Source organism: Bacillus sp. B1-b2 (assembly GCF_009183415.1).
Taxonomy (GTDB): Bacteria; Bacillota; Bacilli; order Bacillales; family Cytobacillaceae; genus Niallia.
On sequence record NZ_WEHU01000015.1, the window covers coordinates 42,210 to 65,157 of the forward strand.

The following is a 22,948-nucleotide window of genomic DNA, read 5'->3' on the forward strand; positions in this document are numbered from 1 at the left end:
AGCGAATTATTTCCTTATACTAGGCTTCATTTTTTAAGGAATTGGATTTGTTAGATTCAAACAAAAGCTAGTTAGAATCTAATTAATGTATGAGAAAAAGGTCATAGGTATATATTTTATTAGAAAAGGGGGAATTAAATTGGCACACGGTGCTTCATTTACTTCACTTGTTATTGTCGTTACAGTTGCTTTATTAACACCAATAGTCCTTCAGAGGCTAAAGTTAAACATCATTCCTGTAGTGGTGGCAGAAATACTTATGGGATTAATTATAGGGAAAAGTGGATTTAATATTGTAGAGCCTGATATGTGGCTCGAAACATTATCAACACTAGGTTTTATTTTTCTTATGTTCTTAAGTGGGTTAGAAATTGATTTTTCTGCTTTTTCTAGTAAGAAGAAAAGAGAGACTTTACCAAATGGAAAACAGGAACCAAAACCATTTTCCACATCTATTATTATTTTTATAGCTATCTTACTACTTTCTATTGTTTTAAGTTATATATTTGTTCTTGCTGGATTTGTAGATAGTGTCTTCTTAATGACCATCATCATAGCAACTATTTCCTTAGGGGTTGTAGTTCCAACACTTAAAGAAGCAGATATTATGAAATCTGTTATCGGCCAAATTATTTTACTAGTAGCTGTTATAGCAGATTTAGTCACGATGATTCTTCTTGCCGTTTTCGCTTCTATTAATGAAAGTGAAGGTAACACTTGGCTATTATTGTTCTTATTTGTAGCAGGCGTAATCTTATATTTTGTAGGTAGAAGATTTAAGAGTACAAAGATAATGGATACTTTATCAAGAGGAACTGTTCAAATTGGTACAAGAGCAGTGTTTGCACTGATTATCTTTTTAGTGGCACTTTCTGAATCAGTAGGAGCAGAGCATATTTTAGGAGCATTTTTGGCAGGAGTGCTTGTTTCCTTACTGTCACCTAATGAAGAATTAGTACATCAATTAGATTCATTTGGATATGGATTTTTGATTCCTATCTTCTTTGTTATGATCGGAGTAGATATGGATATATGGTCTTTATTTACAGAACCGATGCTGTTAATGTTTATTCCTTTATTATTAATAGCTCTACTAATAAGCAAATTATTGCCAGTTTATTATTTAAAGAAATGGTATGATAATAAAACAATTATTTCGTCCGGTTTCTTATTAACATCCACTCTATCATTAGTTATTGCAGCTGCAACAATAGGGGAAAGGTTAGATATTATTACTACAGAAATGAGTGGGATTTTTATACTGGTCGCTATCATTTCTTGTATTATCACACCGATTGTATTTAAGAAGCTCTTCCCAAAAGATGCGGCTGGAGACAAGGTAATCAAGGTGTCAATTATTGGTGTGAACCAAGTGACTATGCAGGTGTATCAAGAATTAAAGTCTCCTTTATATGAGGTTACTTTCTATCATAAGAAACAAGAAAAACAAGATTTTCAAATTGCCGATTCCTTATTCGAAATTGTCGAATTAGATCATTATTCTGAGGAGATTTTACAGCAAACCAAAATACTATCAGATGATATAGTGGTTGTTTCTACTGGAGATAATGATATTAATGAAAAAATCAGTATATCGATTAAACAAGCAGGAGTAGAACGTGTCATTTGTAGAGTAGAGGACTTAGAAAAAGAAGAGATGCTTCGCAGAGAAGGAATTGAAGTATTCTCTATGCTGAATTCTACAAAAGCACTATTAACAGCGTTAATACAATCTCCTAATATATTTGCGTTACTTGGTAATAATGAAACATCCCTTCATGAAATTACCTTGAAAAATAAGGATTATGAAGGAGTGACATTGCGAACATTCCCATTTACTGGAGATGTGATTTTTGTAAGAATTTTTAGAGGAACGGATTCTGTCATTCCTCATGGAGATACAGAGCTACATGTAAATGATCATCTAATCGTTACAGGTTCAGAGGAATATGTAACACAATTAAAACGCCAATTAGAGTTTAATATGTAGGATAAAAGTGGTGGAAGAGCGGAATATCTTCCACTCTTTTTGTAAAAATAAGCATAACACCTATTCTAACAGTGCTTTCTTTTTTATCATATCTGTAGTAAAATTAGTACTAGGTACTAATAACTTGTAATAGTTTATAGGAGGAATAAGAATGACTTTTTCATTAAAGGACAAAACCTATGTAGTAATGGGTGTTGCAAATAAAAGAAGTATCGCATGGGGAATTGCGACTTCTTTGCATAAAGCAGGAGCTCGTCTAATTTTTACGTACGCAGGGGAAAGACTAGAGAAGAGTGTAAGAGACTTAGTTGCTACTCTAGATTCAACAGATAGCTTAGTTCTTCCATGTGATGTAACGGATGATGCAGAGATTGCTAAATGCTTTGAAGCAATAAAAAATGAAGTGGGCACTATTCATGGTATTGCACACTGTATCGCATTTGCTAATAAAGAAGAATTACAAGGCGATTATATGAACACAACTAGAGAAGGCTTCTTGCTTGCACATAATATTAGTTCTTATTCTTTAACAGCAGTTGCGAAGGAAGCGAAAGGGCTTATGACAGAAGGCGGAAGTATTGTTACGTTAACTTACTTAGGAGGAGAGCGTGCAATCAGAAACTATAATGTTATGGGTGTAGCAAAAGCGTCACTAGATGCAAGTGTTCGCTACTTAGCGACAGATCTTGGAAAAGAAGGAATTCGAGTTAACTCTATTTCAGCGGGTCCAATTCGTACTCTATCTGCAAAAGGAATTAGCGACTTTAACTCCATTCTTAAAGAAATTGAAGACCGTTCACCACTAAGAAGAACTACTACTCCTGAAGAAGTGGGAGATACAGCTGTATTCTTATTCAGTGATTTTTCTAGAGGAATTACGGGAGAAAACATTCACGTTGATTCAGGTTTCCATATCATATCTTAATAATAGCCAAGCTATGCAAAAAGAGTTTTTACCTTTTTGTGTAGCTTTTTTTTATATTTATAGTATCGGTGTTTCTGTATTCCTATTCGTAAATGACACTATTCCATCTTTTTCATATGTAATTCGGTACAAAATAGGTGATTGTTGCATACATTAGGATGAATTCATTAAAACATTTGCTGTGAAATGCTATAGGAGGTGATTTTTTATGAATCAGAATGATAGTAAGCCACAAATGAAGCCAACAACGAAAACCATGGTCGGAAATATGCAAACAAGTTTCTCTAAAAAGATTTCTAAACTTGATAAATACAAGGAACTCATGGATAAATTAGAAAAAGAGAAACAGCTTCAAGAAATAAAGAAAATCAAAGAAGAAGCTGAGCAAACGTTAGATGCCAAAGAAATCCAGAAAGAAATAGCACAATACGAAACGAAGCAGCTGGAAATAGAAACTATTTCTTCTCGCAAACCATCTTTTAAAAGGGTTAAAAGCTTTAAAGAAATGGATATAACGGAGAAATTAGCATACTTACTTCATTTTCCTAAGCAATTACCACCAGTTCCTTGTATTGTATCAACGAAAACAGATAATTATAGAGGATTTGTTTTGCAATTGGATGGAGGATATGTTGAATTGCGTTTAATGGATCAAACAATTACCTCCATTAAGCTTTCAACTGTACAGGATGTAAAAATGATTGGAATATAAAAAATGTGGCAGAGCTTTCTTAGCTTTGCCACATTTTTTTTATTCCTGAAATTCTACAAAACAGTGAACAATTCTATTTAATACTTGTCTGATAACATGTGTAACCATATCTAAACATAAAATGATGAAGAGTGTGTTTTAGAAAAACAGGGAAGTCATCATGACCTCCCTGTAGTTAACTAAATATTAGTCACAGATGTCTAAGTCAACGTCAGCAATACATTGTACTGCACAGAAGCAGCTTAAATCAACTGTGATACAGCTTGAAGTACGACGGAATCCTTCTAATTCACAAATTTTGCTTAAGTCGATTCCTTTGTGTCCTACGATATCAAGAGTGTCTCCATCTTTTCCAATAGGAGCAAGAACGCGTAATACTGCACAGCAGTTATCGAATACATCTTCTACACGGAAGAAGATGGATACGCAATTACAATCTGATCCAGTAAAGAAAGCATGGAATGGTGACCCATCAGCTGTACTTAATACAAATACACGAGTATCTGCTTTGTTACGTTTAGTTGGTGATACAAGTGACCCTAATGGTTCAGAGAAACAATTTGTTTCACACTCACAATTGTCTTCCGCATTATCTTGGATATCTTTAATGGCACGAACCACTTCGCACACACAGCTGGAACCGTATTTATCTTCTTTTTTTCCACAACCCATAATTGATTTCCTCCTTGTTTGTTTCTTTCTTTATAATTCTTACACTACTAACATATTGCCGAAGGGGCTTATGGGTTACGGACAAACGCCTTTTTTCTTAAAATTGGGCTTTGAACCAATCATTTTATGAGGAATAGTCTTTTAAAGGAGGTTATGTAGGATGGAGATAAGCTGGATTGAATTTATACTTTTATTACTTGCAAGCTTTCGAATAACAAGGTTATTTGTGTTTGATCGTATTACAGAGTTTATTAGAAAAATATTCTTGGCAGAAGTAGAAGAAAAAAATGAACAGGGAGAAACAGAGGTATTTATTGTACCTAAATCTGGTATTGTTAGAGGGTTCTTTGGGGAGCTAATTAGTTGCTATTGGTGTACAGGTGTTTGGGTAGCTGGATTTCTTACAATATTATATTATTTCTTTCCAACTATTTGTGAACCTTTTGTATTGCTTTTTGCGATAGCAGGAGCGGCATCATTAGTGGAAGCTTGTTTGCAAAAATTATTTCATGATTAGCTTTTGTCCAAATAGGCTAGATGTTTACACAAGCTTAATGCTAAAACATAGAATATGATAAGCAACTATCTTACGGAGTAGTATGCTTAATTATAGATAAATCAGGAGGAATTGGAATGTTTGCGAAAAAGAAGCCAGAACAAATAATGAAAAAGCAACAACCACAACCAACAAAAGTAAAAAAGAAAAAATCAGGCTGTAATTGCGGGAAGAATTCAAGCTTTTCTAGATAATAAATACATGATCTGGCATACATTAAGACAGCGTGTGATCTTAGTTATTTTAATATGTATAGGATAAGAATATAGAGAATAGTGTATGAAGTTGCCGAAACCCACGTAGATAGTGGGTTTATTTTTTTGATAAATTTGCTCTGATAAACAGATAATAAGGTTTCAATTAGGGTGTATACAAAAATTGGGAAAAGAATATATGGGAATTATCTCATAATCAAAAGAATTTCGGAAAAAAATATAGGTAATCTCCATAAAAAAATACTACATAGGGAAGGGAAGAAAATGATTATAAAAAAGGGTAGCTTCTTATTAAGTATTTTAAGTATTTGTTTTCTTTTAACAGGATGTAATGATGAATACAACGATAGCCGATGGTCGTTGTTTAAGAAAGTAGATCCAGAGCCAATGTCTATAAATAAAGAGAATAGCATAGATGAAAAGGCTATGGTAGAAGATATAAAAAAAGAAACGGCATCTGTTTCCTCTATATTTGACGTGGCGGTTATAAGAGGTAAGAAAGAAACTCTTATAGCTTATAAGGTAAAGCATATGGCACGGTTTAAGATGAAAAGTATTGAAGAAGAATTAAAAGAAAAGTTAAAGTCTAAGTATCCTGATGAAACATTCATCGTTTCCAGCGATTTTAAGATATTTTTAGAAACCATGCGATTATGGGATTTAATGCAAGATCCGGCATTTAGCGAGAAGAAAGCAAATAAACGCTTAGAAGATATTGTCCATTTGAATAATGAATTAACGTAAAGGAGGGAGAAATATGGCTAACAGTAAAAAAAATAAAACACCAAAACAAAAGCAATATGAAAAGTTTGAACAACAATTTGAAACAAAGAGGCCAGTGCTTAAAAACTGCATAAAAGCATTTTTGGTAGGTGGGTTTATTTGTTTTATTGGACAAGTAATTGCCTATATGTATATCTATTTCTTTCATTTTACTGAGCAAACCTCTGGTAATCCAACCAGTGCTACGGTCATTTTCTTGTCTATGCTATTAACTGGATTTGGTATATATGATCGTTTAGGGCAATTTGCTGGAGCTGGAAGTGCAGTACCTGTTTCAGGGTTTGGTAATAGCATCATCTCCGCTGCCATCGAACACCGTACAGAAGGATTCGTTCTTGGCGTTGGAGGGAATATTTTTAAGCTAGCAGGTTCGGTTATCTTATTTGGTGTTTTTTCTGCATTCGTCGTAGCTTTAATTAAGACTATTTTTATTATGATGACTGGGGGATTTTAAATGCTTCGTGGAAAACAATCTTGGGAATTTACCAATCACCCAGTTATTAGATCTACTGGAGTAGCTGTTGGTCCCTTTGAAGCGAATGGTAATTTAACGAAGGATTTTGATGTGATACATGACGACTTATGGATGGGAAAAACATCTTATGAGCAGGCACATCGTCTTCTCTTAGAAGAAGCAGCACAAACGGCTTTGAAGAAAAGTAATATCAGACCAGAAGATACGCAATTCTTTTTAGCAGGTGATTTAATCAATCAAATTACCCCAACAAGTTTTGCTGCAAGAGACCTTCAAATACCGTATTTTGGTTTGTTTGGTGCATGTTCTACCTCTATGGAGGGGTTAGCACTTGCTTCCTTTATTGTTAATTACCAGGGTGCTAATAATGTGCTAACAGGTGCGTCTAGTCACAATGCTGCAGTGGAAAAACAATTTAGGTATCCAACAGAATATGGAGGGCAAAAACCTCCTACTGCGCAATGGACAGTAACAGGTGCGGGAGTCGGTCTAATTACAACCAATCAACAGAATGAAAATCTTCCCTATACCACATCAGCTACCATTGGAAAAGTAAATGATTTAGGGTTAGCTGACCCATTCAATATGGGAGGAGCAATGGCACCAGCAGCTGCAGATACTATTTTAGCTCATTTTAAGGATTTAAACTTAGATCCATCTCATTATGATTTAATTGTAACAGGTGATTTAGGTAAAATTGGACGAACAACAGCTATGGCGTTGTTAAAAGATAAAGGTCTCTCTATCGATGAAAATAAATTTACCGATTGTGGGTTATTAATCTATAAAGAAGATCAACCTGTGCAATCTGGTGGCAGCGGAGCAGGTTGTTCCGCAACGGTTCTTTATGGTCATTTACTTAATGAAATGAAAAAGGGAATGTATAAGAGAATTTTATTAGTGGCAACTGGAGCATTATTATCACCACTTACTGTGCAACAAAATGAAACGATTCCATGTATTGCACATGCAGTTTCCATAGAAATTTAATAGGGAAAGGAGGAATAGCGATGATTCCAATGTTTTTTTGGGCATTTGTCATAGGAGGAATTATATGTGTTATTGGACAACTCATGTTTGATGTAGCGAGATTGACTCCAGCACATACTCTATCAACATTAGTAGTGGCAGGCGCCATTCTTGATGGTCTAGGTCTTTATGAGCCATTTGCAGACTTTGCTGGAGCAGGTGCGACCATTCCGATTACAAGCTTCGGTAATGCACTCGTACATGGAGCGATGCAAGAAGCAGAGAAGCATGGTCTAATTGGGGTATTAACAGGAATGTTTGAAGTAACTAGCTCAGGGATATCAGCTGCTATTATCTTTGGATTTATAGGAGCATTAATTTTTAAACCAAAAGGCTAACAGACTTCTAGAGCTTGGAATCTTTATGCTTCTTTATAAGAAGTGTTTACAATAAACGTATAGGGTGACAAGCCATGCTTCTTATATTAAATACGATTGTTCGTTCCATATTAATTATTATCAGTTTATTTTTCATTACAAAACTGTTGGGAAAAAAACAGCTATCAAAGCTTTCTTTTTTTGAATATATGGTGGGGATAACAGTAGGAGATATTGCTGGTACACTATCTATGGATTCAGCTCTAGAACTGAAAGAAGGAATTACATCCATTGTCATTTGGACATGTATCCCCATTTTAATAAGCCATTTTTCCCTTCATAGTAAGAAATTCAGAGATTTTGTAGAAGGAACTCCGACTGTATTCATTAAAGATGGAAATATTATGGAGGCTCATTTGCGGAAAGAAAAATATAGTTTAGATGAATTATTAGAACAATTAAGAATCAAGAGCATCTTTCGCGTTGAAGATATCGAATTTGCTACTCTAGAAGCGAATGGAGAATTAAGTGTTCTTTTAAAAAAGGCTAAACAATCAATGCTAGTGGAGGATATAATAGATAAACCTAGAGTAGAAAAAGAGGTTTACACCATTATAATGGACGGAAGAATTCTACAAAGAACATTGGAAAAATATAGCCTTACAGAGAAATGGGTATACACGGCTTTAAAAAAAAGAGGAATACACCTACAAGAAGTTTTTCTTGCGCAGGTAGATCATCAGGGTGAGTTAACTTTTGATTTTTATGATGATGAAAAATAATGCAGTACCAAAATACTTAAAGAGAGAGCATTATCATATATGACATTCGTACATTCTATAATAACCTAGTAGCTTGCCTACACAAAACGGCTTAAACTTCATATCCTGTTAAAGAATACAGGTAAAGTGAGGTGAAGTAGGGATGTGTTATGGCGGATATGGCTATGGTGGTAATAGCGGCGGTGGATACGGTTCTTCCTTTGTATTAGTCGTTGTTCTATTCATTCTTTTAATTATCGTAGGAGCAAGCTTCTACAACTAATAAGTGAAAAAGGCAGCTTTCAATAGCTGTCTTTTTTTTGCCTTTTTCCTGAATTAGCTCGGCGCTCGCTCCGCGGAAAGCGAACAGTAAGCCTCGGAAAACACAGGCTTACTTTTGCTAGCCACCAAGAAATACTTTTTCAATGGCTTCCCAGCAGATCCCACAAGAGTCTCCCCTGTAACATAGTTAATCTGCATAAAAATTATATTTAATCTTTCTAAATTTCTTCTTCCACAAGCTTAAAATACGGCTTTCTAAAAGAGCTGTCTTCATTATTTTTCTCACCTTTTCATCAATACTTCATACAATGTACAGTAGCTCATCTAAGGAGGAAAATACGTATATGAACAATAATTTCTTTAAGAACATAGAATCTAAAACTGGTGTAAACATGAAGGATATTTTAGAACTAGCAAATTCCTTACAAAATGCTGATTTTAAAGATGAAAAAACAGTAAGAGGCGTTATTCGTAGAGTGTCTCAAATTGCAGGTAAAAATGTACCAAAAGAAACAGAAGACAAAATTGTTCAATCCATTGTAAAAGACGGTAAACAATTGGATTTCGGTACACTATCTAAAATGATTAATACAAAAAAATAATAGAAGAAAAGGGTAACTTTTACTTTTCCATTATTAAAGTTACCCCGTAATTTTTTTATGAATGAAAAGGTGTTAAAGATAAGCTGGATAAGAATCGTGATGCTCTAGCTTTTTTTCCCTTCAGATACATAGGAAGTGAAAGATACAATTCTTGTTGTGCCCTTGTCATCGCTACATACAGTAATCTTCGTTCTTCCTCTAAAGGTTTTAAATCGTTATTTCGATAAGAATCTAGTGAAAAGTCATGGGGCAAGGAACCATCCACTGCACCTAAAATATAAACGATTTTATATTCCAATCCTTTTGCACGATGAATCGTACTGAGAGTAATAACATTCAGCGCGTCTCGATATTGCTTCCTTAATTCATCATTCATAGCAATCATATGATCCGTATAAAGAACAAATTCCTCAAGGGAAGTGAATTTCCGAGCAACAACTTTTAAATCACGAATATCATCTGAACCCTTATCCCACTGATTTCCTTCATTTCCCCGTTTTTTTATAAATTCTAGGAAGCCTAATTCCTTTTCAATTGTTTGGATGGCGTCTAAAGGTGTCGACTTCGTTAGTTTTTTCAGTAAGGCTGGAATTCGTTTTAATCGACTCTCTTGAAAGGCAAACCCCGTTTTTACAAGTGGTAAACAATCTAAAAAGCTACAATCTTCTAAGATACTAGTAGCCTTAATATCTTGTAATACTGTTTTTTTCAAAAAAAGTGTTGGCAATATATCTGTGACTGCCTGTTGACTATCAGGATCTACTATTAATCTTAAATAGGCTAGCATGCTTTTTACAATGAATCGTTGATAGAAAGACCCAGCATTTTGTTCCAGAGCAAATGGAAGATTAGAAGAAGCAAGCCGCTCAAACATAGCTCGACTATTAGTATTCGTTCGAAATAGAATAGCAAAGTCTTTAGGTTCAAATCCTTGTTTAATTTTCTCCTGCATATCTGTCACTATCATAGTAGCTTCTTCTTCCTCATCATATGGATAGAAGAAAACAGGTTTCTTTCCTTTATAGCTTGTATGCATTTGTTTAGTTCGTCTTTGCGTATTTTTACTAATAGTAGCTTTTGCAATAGAAACGATTTCCTTCGAGGATCGATAGTTATAATCCAAGATAATTGTTTTTGCATTAGGAAAATCTTTTTCAAACTCTAACAGGTATTTAGGGTCACTGCCTCGAAATGAATAAATAGCTTGATCATCATCTCCTACTGCATAAATAGAGGTAGCTTTTTGTGTCATTAATTTAATCCATTCATATTGGACCTTATTTATATCTTGAAACTCATCTAAAAGAAAATGAGAAAAACGTTTTTGATAGGTTGCTAGTAAGTTTGGATTTTCTAGGAAAAAGTAATACCCATTCAAAAGCATATCATCAAAATCATATAAATTTTTCTCTTGTTTCTTCGCTTCATAATCACTATATAATAGAGCAACCTTATTTTCCCAATCATTTATCGGTTCTACCTGACTAGGAAGAAGCATACTGTTTTTCCATGCACTAATAAGCTGTAAGGCAGCATCCATAGGGAAGTCCTTTTCATCTATTTGGTGAGCACGAGCACTTTCTTTTAATATAAGTTCTCGTTGCCAATTACTGCTTAAGAGGTGTTCTCGTTGCCATTTCTCAGGTTGATGAAACATTAAAATTTGATATAAGATACTATGAAATGTGCCAGAAACAATCTTGTTAATCAGTTCTTTCGTCATCATAGGATAATGAGAGAGACGATCCTTCATTTCCTTTGCAGCCTTATTGGTAAAAGTTACTAACATAATGGTAGAAGGATTAACTTTGTGCTCATGTATTAAATAAGCAGCTCTTGTAGTAAGAACACGAGTTTTACCACTTCCAGCTCCAGCAACTACTAGTATAGGACCATAGTCAATCGACACTGCCATACTTTGAGAAGCGTCAAGTGGAAAACCATTTTTCTGCAGAATGTCTAGATACGAACTAGGGGAATAGGTTGTGCTTTTATTGGTGACTATCGCTGACTCATGTACAGAGGTTTTGGCAGTCATTGGATGTTTAAACGTTAATTCAGGCTCTGTGTTTTTTGTTTTGGAAATACTACGAGATTTAGGAATTCGAAATCCATTTTTTTCTTCATATTCATTTGATGCAGCTTGTTCATCTTGATAATTGGAAATTTCTCGCATTTCACAAGGCTCTTTAGAAGAATAATGATAGAAATAAGGAGAACTAGCAATACCTAAATATAACTGTACCGTTTCTCCACAAACAGGGCATACAAGCTTACCTTTTTTGCCGGCCTCATATATTTTTTGAAATTCATCTCTTGCGGTTGAATGAATGGTAATAAATTGATTATTAAATAAGGCAGTTAACATGAAGAAACCTCAAATCTTATTAAAACTTTAAATAGCTATCTTTTACTATTTAACATCATAACATTGTTTATTAGAGAGAGAAAGGTTTGATTTAGGTGAAACGTGGAATAGAATAATATACTAATATAGGAGGAAATTAGCATGGGATACATACTACCGATAAGACATTATGAGCAAGAGCAATATAATATTAGAGATATAGCGAGCAAGCAAAAAATATACAAAAAAGAAGAAGTAACAAAAATTGCAAAAATAAATAATACCATGGATCATTTACAGTTACAGAAGGAAGCAGATGATTTAACGAAACAACAAATGCATGAAAATCAGCTTTTGAAAGAGCGAATGATTGCTCAAATCACTGGTAAAGGTACTCGCTTTCATGCATCTATCTAATTTCCTTAATCCATACCATAATTTTGTATATATAAGGGGTGCCCATCTTGCCATTCTGCATAAAGAATTGTTTTTGGTTGGGTGAATCCCTGTTTTTCTAATTTCTCTCTAAATTGTTGTTCTGTTAAGCCAATATAGGATAAATTTTCTTTGATAATCTCTCCGTCCATAATGATGCTAATGGGTAGTGTATTAGTTTGGTAAGGGATTTGTAACTCCTCTTTCGTTGGACTTGATAAAGCTTGTTTTTTCATGACACTAATGGTTCCATCTGTTTCAAGAATAGCAAAGGCACATTCGGTGATGGAAAAAACATCCTTCGATCGAAGTAAATGCTGCAATTGATTTAAATCTAACCGATTCTTCTTTAATTCCTCATAGTCAATTTTTCCTTTATTTATGATAATAGAAGGTTTTCCTTCGAGTATTTTTCTTGTTTTTCGAAATTTCTGTGTAAGTAATTCTGTTAGATAGATAAGAGCTCCCCATATAATAATGGAGTAAAGAATTTCTTTTATTCCCGTTTCTTTGTCATACATAGCATTTCCTACTAGTTCTCCTAGTATTAAAACAGATACAAAATCAAATGTAGTAATTTGTGTAATTTCTGTTTTACCAAGAATTCTAGTTAGTATTAAAAGAAAAACATATCCAACTAGGAGCTCTGTGAATATATGAGTAAAATCCATTAACATCTTCCTTTCTTCCAATCATTGTAGGCAAATAAGAGAAAATTAAACAATATTTGCTTACCCAACAAGAAAAGAAGTGTATCCTTCGAATCATCTATGAAAGAAGTAGTTTTTTTATATCGCGAAGAGTAGAGCCTTGTTGCATAATGGCAAGGACATCCTCTAATAATCTAAGCTGATTGTTTGAGATAATATTTTATTGTAAAAATATACCTATTTGTTAATATAAGTATATGTGTATGGGTAATGTGGGGTATTTTAACAAGTCACTCGTTTAAATTTCATTAAGAGAGAAGTGGATATTTTGATTGCAAAATATATTGGTACCACTGATCATCTGTTACAAAATTCTACTATATCAGAAAAAGTAACTGGATTGATCCATCCAAAATTTAGATTTAAATATAGTGGAATTATTGAATTAACAGACAAGGAAATAAAATTAGAAAATTGGAAGGAAATTAATTTAGATGAAATTCAGTCAGTAAAATGCGAATTTGACGATTTGTTTTTGGAAGGCAAACAATCAATGGAGATAATAGGCTAGGTTATTATACAAAAGGTGAGCCATTAATAATTACAGTAGGGAACGAAAAAATTTACTTATTAATTGATTGGAATTTTACAACTGGTTTTTCAGATAATAAGAAATGGTTAGAGAAAATGGAAGCATTGCTATAATAATAAATCCTCTCTAAATTCTCTGAAGAGGATCCAATAGAATTAGAAAAATGACGTGTTTTTGGACACGTCATTTTATATGTGGATTAACACGGAACAACTAGCCATAAATCAGACTCTTATAATCTTTTCATCATCGTTCTATGTGGAATTCCTGCATCCATAAATTCTTCTGATACGATCTCATAGCCTAATTTTTCGTAGAATGGGATTGCATGAGTTTGAGAGTTAAGTTTGAGAGCAGGGGCTTTCTGGCTTATTGCATGCTCTTCCATTTTGTCCATTACTAGTTTCCCAGCTCCACCTTTTCGGCTGGACTTTAAGATGCAAACTCTTTCTACTTTGCCATAGTCTGCAAAAGGACGATATCTTCCTGCTCCGACTGGACGGGATTGATCATCGTATAGAACAATATGTGCACAATCTTGTTCATATTGATCTACTTCTAATTCTTCGGGAACATTTTGTTCTTCTACAAATACTGTTCTTCGCACGTAATATGCATCTTTTAATTCTTGTTCTGTTTGGGCAACGATTGCTTTCAAGATTTAAATCACTTTTCCTTTCCTAAACGGAATGTTTCTAATACAGTCCATGAACCATTTTCTAACTCATATAATAGATGAAAACGGTCTGTTACTTCCTCATGATTAAACGCTTGCATACTTAAATTACTAAATAAATCTAAGTGTTCATCACTAGATAGTTCTTGCCCAAGAGTAATATGTGGAACAAAAGGATGTTCAATCGTCACATTGAGTGAGCTCACTAGTTCTTTTTGTAAGTCCTCTAAGTTTGCATTAGGTTCTACTTTTAAATAGATGACATTAGATACTGGCTTAAAGGAACTCACCTTTACAATTTTTATTGGTATAGAGCGATAATGTTTAGCTATTGTTTCTAACTTATTGCTAATGTCTTCAATCTCTTCATTATTAGCTTCAAGCTCACCAATCAATGTAATATGTGGCGGAATTAGCGCGTATTTTGGGTCATAGCGTTTACGATACGAGTTAGCCACATCCTGCAGTTCTTTTCCTGGGAAAATTGCGATTCCATATTTCATCCTTTGAACCTCCTACTTCATAAGAATACTTCTATTATATAGAAAATGGACTTATTCTTTATACGTTTACAATGTTCTATATGTTAGATATTATAACAAAATAATCAAACTAAGTTCAAAGTTTTCCGGAAAAATGTTAGAGGTAGCTTCTAGGAGGAAAACATCCGTAGTAGAATTTTTCCTAATAAAGGTTGCCAATACTTCCATGTATGATCTCCATTAAATTCTTCATAAAAATAATCTGCATTAGAGGCTCTCAACATTTTCGATAACTCTCTATTGGGTGTTAGGAAATCTTCAATAGTATCATTCGTTGTCTTTACCGCTGTTTCCTCAGATCCGATAATATGATCTATCTCTAGAAGATGATAGTTAGAGAAATTTTCTACAGCAGTTAGAACATCTTCGTTTACTAAAGGAGATTGAAGCATCACTTTTCCAAAGGTATGAGGATATTTAAGTGCAGTCATTAATGAAACAGTTGCACCTAATGAATCCCCGATTAGTCCTCGTGTTAATCCCATTTGATAGGTTGGGTATTCTTTGTCTATAAATGGAACAAGCTCATGTGCTAAAAAGCGAATATACTTAGCGTTTTGAGATCCAGAGGGATGATACTTTTCCCGTCTATTTTGAACACTAGTATAGGGAATACCTACAATGATCGTATCTGTTAATTGATTATGTAATTCATCGACAACTCTTCCTATCCGTCCAAGTTGAAAATAATCTTTCCCGTCTTGTGCGATAAGCACATGATATTTATAAAGAGTAGAAAAATTTGATGGTAGATATATGAGTAAGGTTATGTCTTCTTCTAATTCTTTACTATATAGCTGTACTTCTTGTATTTGACCTTGCTTCGCCAAGTTGATCCCCTTCCTTTTATTAGGTTTTAGTCAAGTTTAACAGTAATAGAAGGTGTTGAATAGTGAGAAGTTAGGTGTTCGCTTAACTTAGAATTACATACTATATATTGTGTATATTTTATGAACTTATCACTATATATCGATTTTTGTTGTTTTGAAGCTATATAATGGAGGTTGATAATTTAAATTGGAGTGATAGGTTTGAAACAATTACTAATGGAATTTGAGGAGATAATGAAAAGTAATAATCAAGATTTTATCCAAGAGAATGCAAATGTGGACGGAATGAGCCCTATGAGTCATATGATGCAATTTGCTTCTACTTCCTCTAAACATTATACAATGGAACATTTATTATCTAAAGAAGTGAAAACGGCTTTTGAAGAGGGATATATTCATATTCATGATCTCGACTTCTTTTCATCTGGTACAACAACATGCTGTCAAATTCCTTTAGGAAAAGTATTAGCAGACGGATTTAATACAGGCCACGGCTTTATGAGAGAACCGAATTCCATTATGAGTGCAATGGCACTTACTTCTATTATTTTACAAGCAAATCAAAATCAACAACACGGTGGACAAGCGATACCTATGCTTGATTATGATTTAGCACCATACATACAAAAGTCTTTTACTAATAACAAGAAAAAACTGGAAGAAATTATCAAAGATGCTAATGTTTTAGAACAAAAAGCATGGGAATGGACGGAGAAGGAAACCTACCAAGCATGTGAGGCATTTATCCACAATTGTAATAGCATGCACTCAAGAGGTGGAAATCAAACACCATTTGTGTCGGTTAATTTAGGTACAGATACTTCAGTCGAAGGAAGAATGCTAACTAGAAACTTACTGCTTGCAACAAAGGCAGGACTTGGAAGAGGCGAAACACCAATTTTCCCAATCATTGTTTTTAAAGTAAAAGACGGTATTAATTATGAAAAAAATGATCCAAACTATGATTTATTTCGCTTGGGATTAGAAACTACCAGTAAAAGACTATTTCCTAATTTTGTATTTATTGATGCACCGTTTAATCTAGCGTATTATAATGGCACACCAGAATCAGAGGTCGCAACAATGGGTTGCAGAACGAGGATAATGGGAAATTTGCATGGAAAAGAACAAACAATTGGGAGAGGGAACTTATCTTTTACAAGCATTAATTTACCTCTTTTAGCTTTAGAATCCACAACTATAGAAGACTTTTATGAAAAACTTACTACAAATATAGATTTAGTAGTGAAGCAATTATTCGAACGTTTTATGTATCAGGGCAGTAAAAGAGGAGCTAACTTTAAATTTCTATATACGCAAGGTGTTTGGAATGGTGGAGACAAGCTTGCTATAGAGACACCTTTAAAAGACATATTGAAACAAGGGACTTTATCAATTGGCTATGTAGGTTTGGCAGAAGCACTTGTTGCATTACTAGGAGTTCACCATGGTGAAAGTAAAAAGGCATATGAAATAGGCTTAGAAATTGTTCGATTTATGCGCCAAAAGGCCGATGAAGCAGCAGAGCAATATCAGTTGAATTATTCACTAATTGCCACTCCAGCAGAATCATTTGCAGGAAAAGCATTACGAACAACTAAAAAACGCTTTGGGGTTATTAAAGGAGTAACAGATAGAGAATATTTCACCAATAGCTTTCATATACCAGTGTATTATCCAATTTCTATCTATGAAAAAATTAAGAAAGAAGCTCCTTTTCATGAACTCTGCAATGCGGGGCATATAACGTATGTAGAGCTAGATGGAGATGCTAGTAAAAATGTTGATGCAATAGAAACGATTGTAAGAACAATGAAGGAAAGCGGTATAGGGTATGGAAGTATCAATCATCCTGTAGATCGTTGTCTTAGCTGCCAACATAAAGGCATTATCAATAAGCAATGTCCTAATTGTGGAGAGGAAGACGAAAAACAGATTGAAAGAATAAGACGTATCACAGGATATTTAGTAGGTTCTTTAGATAGATGGAATACAGCAAAACAAGCAGAAGAAAAGGAACGAGTTAAGCATCGATGAGAGTATTATCGATTATTAGGGATAGTATTGTAGATGGACCAGGATTACGAACTACTATTTTCTTTGCTGGGTGTCCTCATTACTGTAAAGGATGTCATAATCCTAAAAGCTGGAATGAGAATGGAGGGGATATGATGACTGTTGAAGAGATTATGGACGAAATCGGCAGTGATCCTCTAAATAATATCACTTTTAGTGGTGGTGAGCCCTTCATGCAAATCGATGAATTAATTGTTTTAGCAAGAGAATTAAAAGCATTAAATAAGAATATCTGGTGCTATACAGGGTTTACATGGGAAGAACTTCAAGAGAAGTTTGCTGATAGATTTAAAGAATTAGGAAAATATATAGATGTTTTGGTAGATGGAAGATTTGTATTAGAGGAGAGAGATTTAAGCTTAGTTTATAAAGGAAGTAGTAATCAACGAATTATTGAATGCCAGAGAAGTTTTTTGGAGAGTAGGGTATGTTCAGCTGGATTTTAATGGGCTAAAGTTTTTAGGACGAGTGCACAATCATTATTTTCCTACATAATTATGTTAGTATGAATATATAGTGTTATCATACTAAGCATCAGGTGAAACAAAGGGGAGAATTTGATGGGAAAAGTAACGATAATAGCAGGTGGTCATAAAATCGACTCAAGGCTAACAGGAATTTTACAATTTGCTAAGCATTTTTTAGAGGAAAAGCAGGTAGAATTAGAAGTAATACAGGTACATCAGTTACCAAGTGCTGCTCTAATTACTGCTGATTTTATGAATGAAGAAATTGTGGAAGCAAGACAAAAGGTAGAGGGAAGCAAGGGTGTTATTGTTTTATCACCAGTATTTCAGGCATCTTATTCAGGGATAATTAAGACGTTTCTTGATCTTTTACCTCAGAAAAGCCTTCGTGAGAAAACGGTATTACCTTTTATGTTAGGCGGCAGTTATGCGCATTTATTGGTTATGGATTATGCTTTAAAGCCAGTTCTAGGTAACTTAGGTGCAACAAATATTTTAACAGGTGCATATGTGATGGATGCTCAAATTGCGAAAGAAGATGATGGTAATTATCTTTTAGATGAGGAAGCGACTGTTAGGTTGGTTCAGCAGCTTGAGCAATTAGTTGATGCAGTGAAATAGGGGAAGGTGGTATCTCAGTGATTTTTGGGATACCATTTGTTTTGTTTGGAAATAAGATCTGGAAAATTAGTGCTAGAATATGGGAATGGAACATGCTATGATAGGTGTACTAATAATTTGATCTGATAGTTCAGCGGGAGAATACATCCTTGACAGGGATGGGGTCGGGGGTTCGAATCCCTCTCAGATCATTTAATGAGAAGAGTCTTTATTCCTTGTATATAAGGAGGCAAGGCTTTTTTTGTTTACTTCTAGGGAATCTATAATTAGCCTACGTATAATTAATAGAAACTACTTTGAATTGAGAGGAAAGTACCTTTTATTGATTGGCTTTTTTTAAGCATCTACTTTTAAGTTTAAAAATAGATGCTTGGGAGTTTTGGAATTGTGCTTGTAGTGGAATTGCTAAATCAATTGTGTTGCTGAAACTGCGAATCTAAAAGGTTACTAAGCGATCCTGTCAATTGGTTAAGCAATGCTATTCTAATAGTATTTTATAAACTTATACAAAGAGAGGTATTTTTTTGAGACCGAAAATATTAAGAACTTTTGTGTACTTAGTAATAATAATAGCCATAGGTTTGGTTTTCTCATTTTATAAAATCTATGATGCAGATCTTTTTAAAAGTGATAATGCTGAGTATTCAGTAACAATTGTGGGATTGATCATATCTGTTATTGCTTTTTTATTTGCTTTTTTAACATATGTTTCTATTGATAGTGTAAATAAAATCACACAAATGGATGGAAATGTATTAGAAAATGAAAATTATATCACTTCGTTTACTAGCTTAATTAGCGAATATGATATGGAAGATTCAAGTAAGTTCAGTAAACATGTCCTGAAAAATTTAAAAGATCTTTTTAAATATAAATCTAAGACGGCTGTCCAGTTTGCAAATAATTTACAAATGTTAATTGATTTATTAGTATTTCTTCCTTATATGTATCATAGCGAGGGAGAAAAAGCTAAGAATCAAAAGAAAATGAAAAAAATTCTTAAAATCATTAACAAGAGAGAAAAAACATTATTGGCGGTTAGTAATGGTAATTTAGTTCTGATTTCAGAAACTGTAAAGTTAATAGAGTCCGTTCTAAATTATCAAGAGCATGTGCATACAGATGAATTTAAAAAGACTTCTACTCTTTTAGAAGTCAGAGGAAATATGTTAAGGAACTCTGTTACCCAAATGGTTTACTGCAATTATAAAGGATTATACTATCAAAAAAAAGCAATTGGAGTATTGCAAAAAAAGTATGGAATTCCAAATGGAAACACATTTATGTACAGCAAATTAAAGCTTATTAAACGTAAAATATTGTCTTTAGAAAATCATGATAAAGAATTATTTATTATCTATCTTAAAGAAGCTCAAAAATCTTTTGATAAGGCAGTGAAACAGGGAAGTGATGATGTTATGTGGGAAGGATTTATAAAATTTAATGCAGCAAGAACCTGCTATTTATTATCTATTGTTGGGGAAGAAACGATAGATAATTGGTATAGTATGATGAATGAAGCTTTATCTGCTCGATATAGATTGAGCATCTTGATAGATGATATTTTGCAAGATAAAGAAACAACACATTTACAAGAAGCTTTCAAACATGAAAGTAATATGGCGGAATTAGTTAAAATAAATATTCTAATGGCCGAAGAGTTAGATATTACCAATAGAACGGAGAACCTTAAGTATTCTGCACCTTTTTATCAAGGTTTACAGGAAGAAACTTTATTAACTGTTTCATATAATAAGCATTTTGAAATTATTGTGAATCTTCAAAAGGAAATAATACATTACCTTCAAGAGATAGACCAAAGTACACCAGTTGCATAGTTAAAATAATTGGTTCAGACATAAGTATTTAGCAAATGATAATCCAAACACTTAGTTGATTTTTGATATACTTCCCTATAGATACCAGATTACTTTAACAAAGATTTCTGGCTAGCTAGAAGGGAGTTTTTTTTATGTCCAGCGGTTGTGATTCTTTTAGATGAATAGTATGGAACATTGTGGAGTTAGTGGATGTCCACCTATCTTCTAGGATAGCTAAAATACTTTTTCTACTTACAAAATTTCAATGGAAGTTCCTTATCAAATGATTAGCAAGAACATTATAAGGGTAATATTAACTTGAATAATGAATATATAACTTGTATAAATATCATTTATTAAGGAGGACAACCATGAAAAACTCTAAAAGATTAGGAGTTATTTATCTAGTATTCTTTGCAATTATGATTTTCTTAAACTATTGGTCACCAATGAATGTAGGAAATGTAGCAAATGCAAACCAACCACTCATTCAGCCAGCTGGATATGCCTTTTCTATATGGGGATTGATTTATCTTCTATTAGTAATATGGATTATAAGGATTTTTGTAGTAAGGGATACATCTACATATGAGATAGTTAGCTATTGGCCAGCAGTAAACTTCTTATTTAATGGTTTGTGGATTCTAGCCTTTACAGCTCAGTGGCTATTTACTTCGGTTATCATTATTTTTGCTTTGCTAATTACATTAATTATCATTTATTCTTCTATTAATAAGAGCCCATCCCATACGTTTTTCGAAAAGTTACCATTTTCTTTTTATATTTCTTGGGTATCTGTTGCTAGTATCTTAAATGTATTTGTTTGGTTAGTTGGGATTGATCAGAGAGAATTATTAGGTATGGGAGAAGAAATGTGTTCCATCATCATTCTATTTGTGGCAACCGCTTTGGCCATGTGGTTCTCCATTCGTTTTAAGGACTTTATTTACACATTCGTTTTTATTTGGGCTTTTGTTGGAATTTATATGGAGACTTCTAGTGATATGATTCAGAATACTACGTTGGTTCTGATTGTGATTCTTGTTATTACATTTTGTTATGTTGTATATAGTTACTTCAAGAATCGTCATTTAAGAGGTAGAAGGTTATAAGTATTAATCATATAAATGATTATTTATAAAAGTTTTCCTTTTTTAAGGAAAGCTTTTCACAGTGTTGAAAAAAGATTATGTCAATGAAAAAGCCTCCAATTTTTATAACAGGAGTGTGTCGAGAACTTGTATCAGTAATTAACTCACTAAATAAGGTTTGATTTCTGTTACAGGCGTTCGGTTCGCTTTTCATGGGGCTCGAAGCTTTATACTCTGTCCATGGTCTACAGAGTATAAAGCTTCGCAGATTCCAAAGGATTCTCACCGCTGAAACATAAATCATCTGGATAAAAAGAACCTTATTGAAAAAAATTCCACAGCCAATTCGTAGGAATCCTCAAAATAAGCGGAGAATTCCGATTAATGGCAAATATAAAGTTAATTTCCTTGTTAATAAGCGGAGTTTTCCGGTTAAGTAAGTAAAATGCCTCCGATTTTCATGTGTTATAAGGAAATAGGCGTAATTCTCCGTCTATTTCCGTTGTTTTTCATGAAAGTAACGAAAATAAGAGGATATCTACGACTATTTTTCCAAAAGTGGTTTTATCCAAATTCTATATGTTACGAAGCATCGTACATTATTTCATAGTTCTTTCGATTTTTTCTACTATCTCCATATTTGAATGGGTGAAGTACATAAAAAATCCCTCGTTTTTCATTATGATACGAGAGGGTCTATCTCTATTTTCACAAATTCTCCATAGACAATTTTGTTTTTCAACAGTATGAAAAGCTTTCCTTTTTTAAGGAAAGCTTTTTTGTGTTTCCGAATATTGGATGGGACGGAAAATGTCATTAGAAAAAATGATTTAATTTTCTGAAACTTATTTGATGGTTACACGTATACTTTATAACTTTAGCAAATAGTGAGCTAGTTCCATATAAATATAGCAAGTATACAGTGCTTTATATTTCGAAGCATACACATAAGGTATTAGGAGGTTGTTCTATTGAAGAAGCTAGCAACCATCATTTTTGGATTATTGTTATTAACTGCATGTACTGCGGAAGAAAAGCAATATAACTATTTATTTATAGGAGAAGGGGATTTCTGGAAAGCTGAATATGTTTATAGGGGAACAGAGGTATGGAAAAAAGAGGGAGAAAGAGAGCGGTATTCTTATAGAGATAGTGATGAGTTTACTTTGACATATAAAGGGGCTAAAGAAGAACTTTCTACTATGAAATCTCTTGAATATCAGTATAAGACCTCTGGAGGAAGTAGTACAATGCAGGAAGAGTTTGATGAACCGACTTCTAAGGTTACTTTTACACAAAAAGGAAGTTCAGAAAATGGATCAAAAGTAAGCGAAGATGAAGTGATTCAAGTACAGGTAGAATGGGATGGACACAAGGAAATATTTGAATTACGTAATACGAATAAGTAGTTTAATTAAGGAGAAAAATTAAGCCGCCATTATAAAGGTGTTACTTTATCATCTAATTGGTAGAGTAACACCT

25 protein-coding genes and 1 tRNA gene are annotated in these 22,948 nt (G+C 33.6%); 20 read left to right on the top strand and 6 right to left on the bottom strand.

The window, feature by feature from the left end:
* The first annotated feature begins 139 nt into the window (after nucleotides 1–139).
* The 3 genes from F9279_RS15015 (at nucleotide 140) to F9279_RS15025 (ending at nucleotide 3,627) form a co-directional block, all read left to right on the top strand.
* Nucleotides 140–1,990 (top strand): monovalent cation:proton antiporter family protein, encoded by a 1,851-nt coding sequence (locus tag F9279_RS15015; protein WP_152114440.1) that lies wholly within the window; start codon nucleotides 140–142, stop codon nucleotides 1,988–1,990.
* Nucleotides 1,991–2,141: 151 nt separating this feature from the next.
* Nucleotides 2,142–2,915 carry an enoyl-ACP reductase FabI gene (gene fabI, locus F9279_RS15020; RefSeq protein ID WP_152114442.1) on the top strand — a complete coding sequence of 258 codons (774 nt, stop codon included), beginning with the start codon at nucleotides 2,142–2,144 and terminating at the stop codon, nucleotides 2,913–2,915.
* Between the two features lie 208 nt (nucleotides 2,916–3,123).
* Entirely contained in the window at nucleotides 3,124–3,627 is a 504-nt protein-coding gene (locus F9279_RS15025; protein ID WP_152114444.1) for a CotO family spore coat protein, read from the top strand.
* 186 nt (nucleotides 3,628–3,813) lie between these two features.
* On the opposite strand, the gene F9279_RS15030 is transcribed toward F9279_RS15025, so the two are convergent.
* Nucleotides 3,814–4,299, bottom strand: coding sequence for a CotY/CotZ family spore coat protein (locus F9279_RS15030; RefSeq protein ID WP_152114445.1), 486 nt, complete (start codon nucleotides 4,297–4,299; stop codon nucleotides 3,814–3,816).
* Nucleotides 4,300–4,459: 160 nt separating this feature from the next.
* Between F9279_RS15030 and F9279_RS15035 the strand changes: the two genes are divergently transcribed.
* From F9279_RS15035 to F9279_RS15070, 8 genes are all read left to right on the top strand, one after another.
* Nucleotides 4,460–4,816, top strand: a complete 357-nt coding sequence (locus F9279_RS15035) for a DUF1360 domain-containing protein (RefSeq protein WP_152114447.1) — start codon at nucleotides 4,460–4,462, stop codon at nucleotides 4,814–4,816.
* 518 nt (nucleotides 4,817–5,334) lie between these two features.
* Nucleotides 5,335–5,814: a sporulation protein gene (locus tag F9279_RS15040; protein WP_152114449.1), complete on the top strand. Its 480-nt coding sequence runs from the start codon at nucleotides 5,335–5,337 to the stop codon at nucleotides 5,812–5,814.
* Between the two features lie 13 nt (nucleotides 5,815–5,827).
* Complete coding sequence (gene spoVAC, locus F9279_RS15045; RefSeq protein WP_152114451.1) at nucleotides 5,828–6,307, top strand: stage V sporulation protein AC; 480 nt, start codon at nucleotides 5,828–5,830, stop codon at nucleotides 6,305–6,307.
* Nucleotides 6,308–7,318 carry a stage V sporulation protein AD gene (gene spoVAD, locus F9279_RS15050; RefSeq protein ID WP_152114453.1) on the top strand — a complete coding sequence of 337 codons (1,011 nt, stop codon included), beginning with the start codon at nucleotides 6,308–6,310 and terminating at the stop codon, nucleotides 7,316–7,318.
* 20 nt (nucleotides 7,319–7,338) lie between these two features.
* Nucleotides 7,339–7,695 carry a stage V sporulation protein AE gene (gene spoVAE / locus F9279_RS15055; RefSeq protein ID WP_152114456.1) on the top strand — a complete coding sequence of 119 codons (357 nt, stop codon included), beginning with the start codon at nucleotides 7,339–7,341 and terminating at the stop codon, nucleotides 7,693–7,695.
* A 74-nt stretch (nucleotides 7,696–7,769) separates the two neighbouring features.
* Nucleotides 7,770–8,456, top strand: a complete 687-nt coding sequence (locus F9279_RS15060) for a DUF421 domain-containing protein (protein ID WP_152114458.1) — start codon at nucleotides 7,770–7,772, stop codon at nucleotides 8,454–8,456.
* A gap of 142 nt (nucleotides 8,457–8,598) precedes the next feature.
* Nucleotides 8,599–8,718 carry a YjcZ family sporulation protein gene (locus F9279_RS15065; RefSeq protein WP_152114460.1) on the top strand — a complete coding sequence of 40 codons (120 nt, stop codon included), beginning with the start codon at nucleotides 8,599–8,601 and terminating at the stop codon, nucleotides 8,716–8,718.
* Nucleotides 8,719–9,061: 343 nt separating this feature from the next.
* Nucleotides 9,062–9,319 (top strand): stage VI sporulation protein F, encoded by a 258-nt coding sequence (locus F9279_RS15070; protein WP_152114462.1) that lies wholly within the window; start codon nucleotides 9,062–9,064, stop codon nucleotides 9,317–9,319.
* A gap of 55 nt (nucleotides 9,320–9,374) precedes the next feature.
* On the opposite strand, the gene F9279_RS15075 is transcribed toward F9279_RS15070, so the two are convergent.
* Entirely contained in the window at nucleotides 9,375–11,687 is a 2,313-nt protein-coding gene (locus tag F9279_RS15075) for a UvrD-helicase domain-containing protein (RefSeq protein WP_152114464.1), read from the bottom strand.
* 141 nt (nucleotides 11,688–11,828) lie between these two features.
* Between F9279_RS15075 and F9279_RS15080 the strand changes: the two genes are divergently transcribed.
* Nucleotides 11,829–12,083, top strand: a complete 255-nt coding sequence (locus F9279_RS15080; RefSeq protein WP_152114466.1) for a hypothetical protein — start codon at nucleotides 11,829–11,831, stop codon at nucleotides 12,081–12,083.
* 5 nt (nucleotides 12,084–12,088) lie between these two features.
* Here F9279_RS15080 and F9279_RS15085 read toward each other — a convergent pair whose 3' ends face one another.
* Entirely contained in the window at nucleotides 12,089–12,772 is a 684-nt protein-coding gene (locus F9279_RS15085) for a DUF421 domain-containing protein (protein ID WP_152114468.1), read from the bottom strand.
* Nucleotides 12,773–13,079: 307 nt separating this feature from the next.
* Between F9279_RS15085 and F9279_RS15090 the strand changes: the two genes are divergently transcribed.
* On the top strand, nucleotides 13,080–13,322 hold the full coding sequence (locus tag F9279_RS15090) for a hypothetical protein (protein WP_152114470.1): 243 nt from the start codon (nucleotides 13,080–13,082) through the stop codon (nucleotides 13,320–13,322).
* Nucleotides 13,323–13,575: 253 nt separating this feature from the next.
* Here the strand turns inward: F9279_RS15090 and F9279_RS15095 are convergent, their stop codons facing one another.
* The 3 genes from F9279_RS15095 to F9279_RS15105 all read right to left on the bottom strand — a co-directional run bounded on the left by F9279_RS15095 (nucleotide 13,576) and on the right by F9279_RS15105 (nucleotide 15,391).
* Entirely contained in the window at nucleotides 13,576–14,001 is a 426-nt protein-coding gene (locus F9279_RS15095) for a GNAT family N-acetyltransferase (protein WP_152114472.1), read from the bottom strand.
* 8 nt (nucleotides 14,002–14,009) lie between these two features.
* Complete coding sequence (locus F9279_RS15100; protein ID WP_152114474.1) at nucleotides 14,010–14,522, bottom strand: 2'-5' RNA ligase family protein; 513 nt, start codon at nucleotides 14,520–14,522, stop codon at nucleotides 14,010–14,012.
* A 149-nt stretch (nucleotides 14,523–14,671) separates the two neighbouring features.
* Nucleotides 14,672–15,391 carry an alpha/beta hydrolase gene (locus F9279_RS15105; protein WP_152114476.1) on the bottom strand — a complete coding sequence of 240 codons (720 nt, stop codon included), beginning with the start codon at nucleotides 15,389–15,391 and terminating at the stop codon, nucleotides 14,672–14,674.
* 216 nt (nucleotides 15,392–15,607) lie between these two features.
* Between F9279_RS15105 and F9279_RS15110 the strand changes: the two genes are divergently transcribed.
* From F9279_RS15110 to F9279_RS15140, 7 genes are all read left to right on the top strand, one after another.
* Nucleotides 15,608–17,428, top strand: a complete 1,821-nt coding sequence (locus F9279_RS15110; RefSeq protein WP_152114589.1) for an anaerobic ribonucleoside triphosphate reductase — start codon at nucleotides 15,608–15,610, stop codon at nucleotides 17,426–17,428.
* The gene (nrdG, locus tag F9279_RS15115) at nucleotides 17,425–17,913 is read left to right on the top strand and encodes an anaerobic ribonucleoside-triphosphate reductase activating protein (RefSeq protein ID WP_152114478.1); all 489 of its coding nucleotides are present in this window, start codon (nucleotides 17,425–17,427) and stop codon (nucleotides 17,911–17,913) included. Before F9279_RS15110 ends, nrdG begins: the two co-directional genes overlap by 4 nt.
* Nucleotides 17,914–18,027: 114 nt before the next feature.
* On the top strand, nucleotides 18,028–18,555 hold the full coding sequence (gene ssuE / locus F9279_RS15120) for an NADPH-dependent FMN reductase (protein ID WP_152114480.1): 528 nt from the start codon (nucleotides 18,028–18,030) through the stop codon (nucleotides 18,553–18,555).
* A 119-nt stretch (nucleotides 18,556–18,674) separates the two neighbouring features.
* Nucleotides 18,675–18,746: transfer RNA gene (locus F9279_RS15125), tRNA-Val, on the top strand.
* A gap of 333 nt (nucleotides 18,747–19,079) precedes the next feature.
* Entirely contained in the window at nucleotides 19,080–20,393 is a 1,314-nt protein-coding gene (locus F9279_RS15130) for a hypothetical protein (protein ID WP_152114482.1), read from the top strand.
* Nucleotides 20,394–20,746: 353 nt separating this feature from the next.
* Nucleotides 20,747–21,487: a TspO/MBR family protein gene (locus F9279_RS15135; protein ID WP_152114484.1), complete on the top strand. Its 741-nt coding sequence runs from the start codon at nucleotides 20,747–20,749 to the stop codon at nucleotides 21,485–21,487.
* Nucleotides 21,488–22,437: 950 nt separating this feature from the next.
* Nucleotides 22,438–22,875: a hypothetical protein gene (locus F9279_RS15140; protein ID WP_226793565.1), complete on the top strand. Its 438-nt coding sequence runs from the start codon at nucleotides 22,438–22,440 to the stop codon at nucleotides 22,873–22,875.
* Nucleotides 22,876–22,948 lie beyond the last annotated feature (73 nt).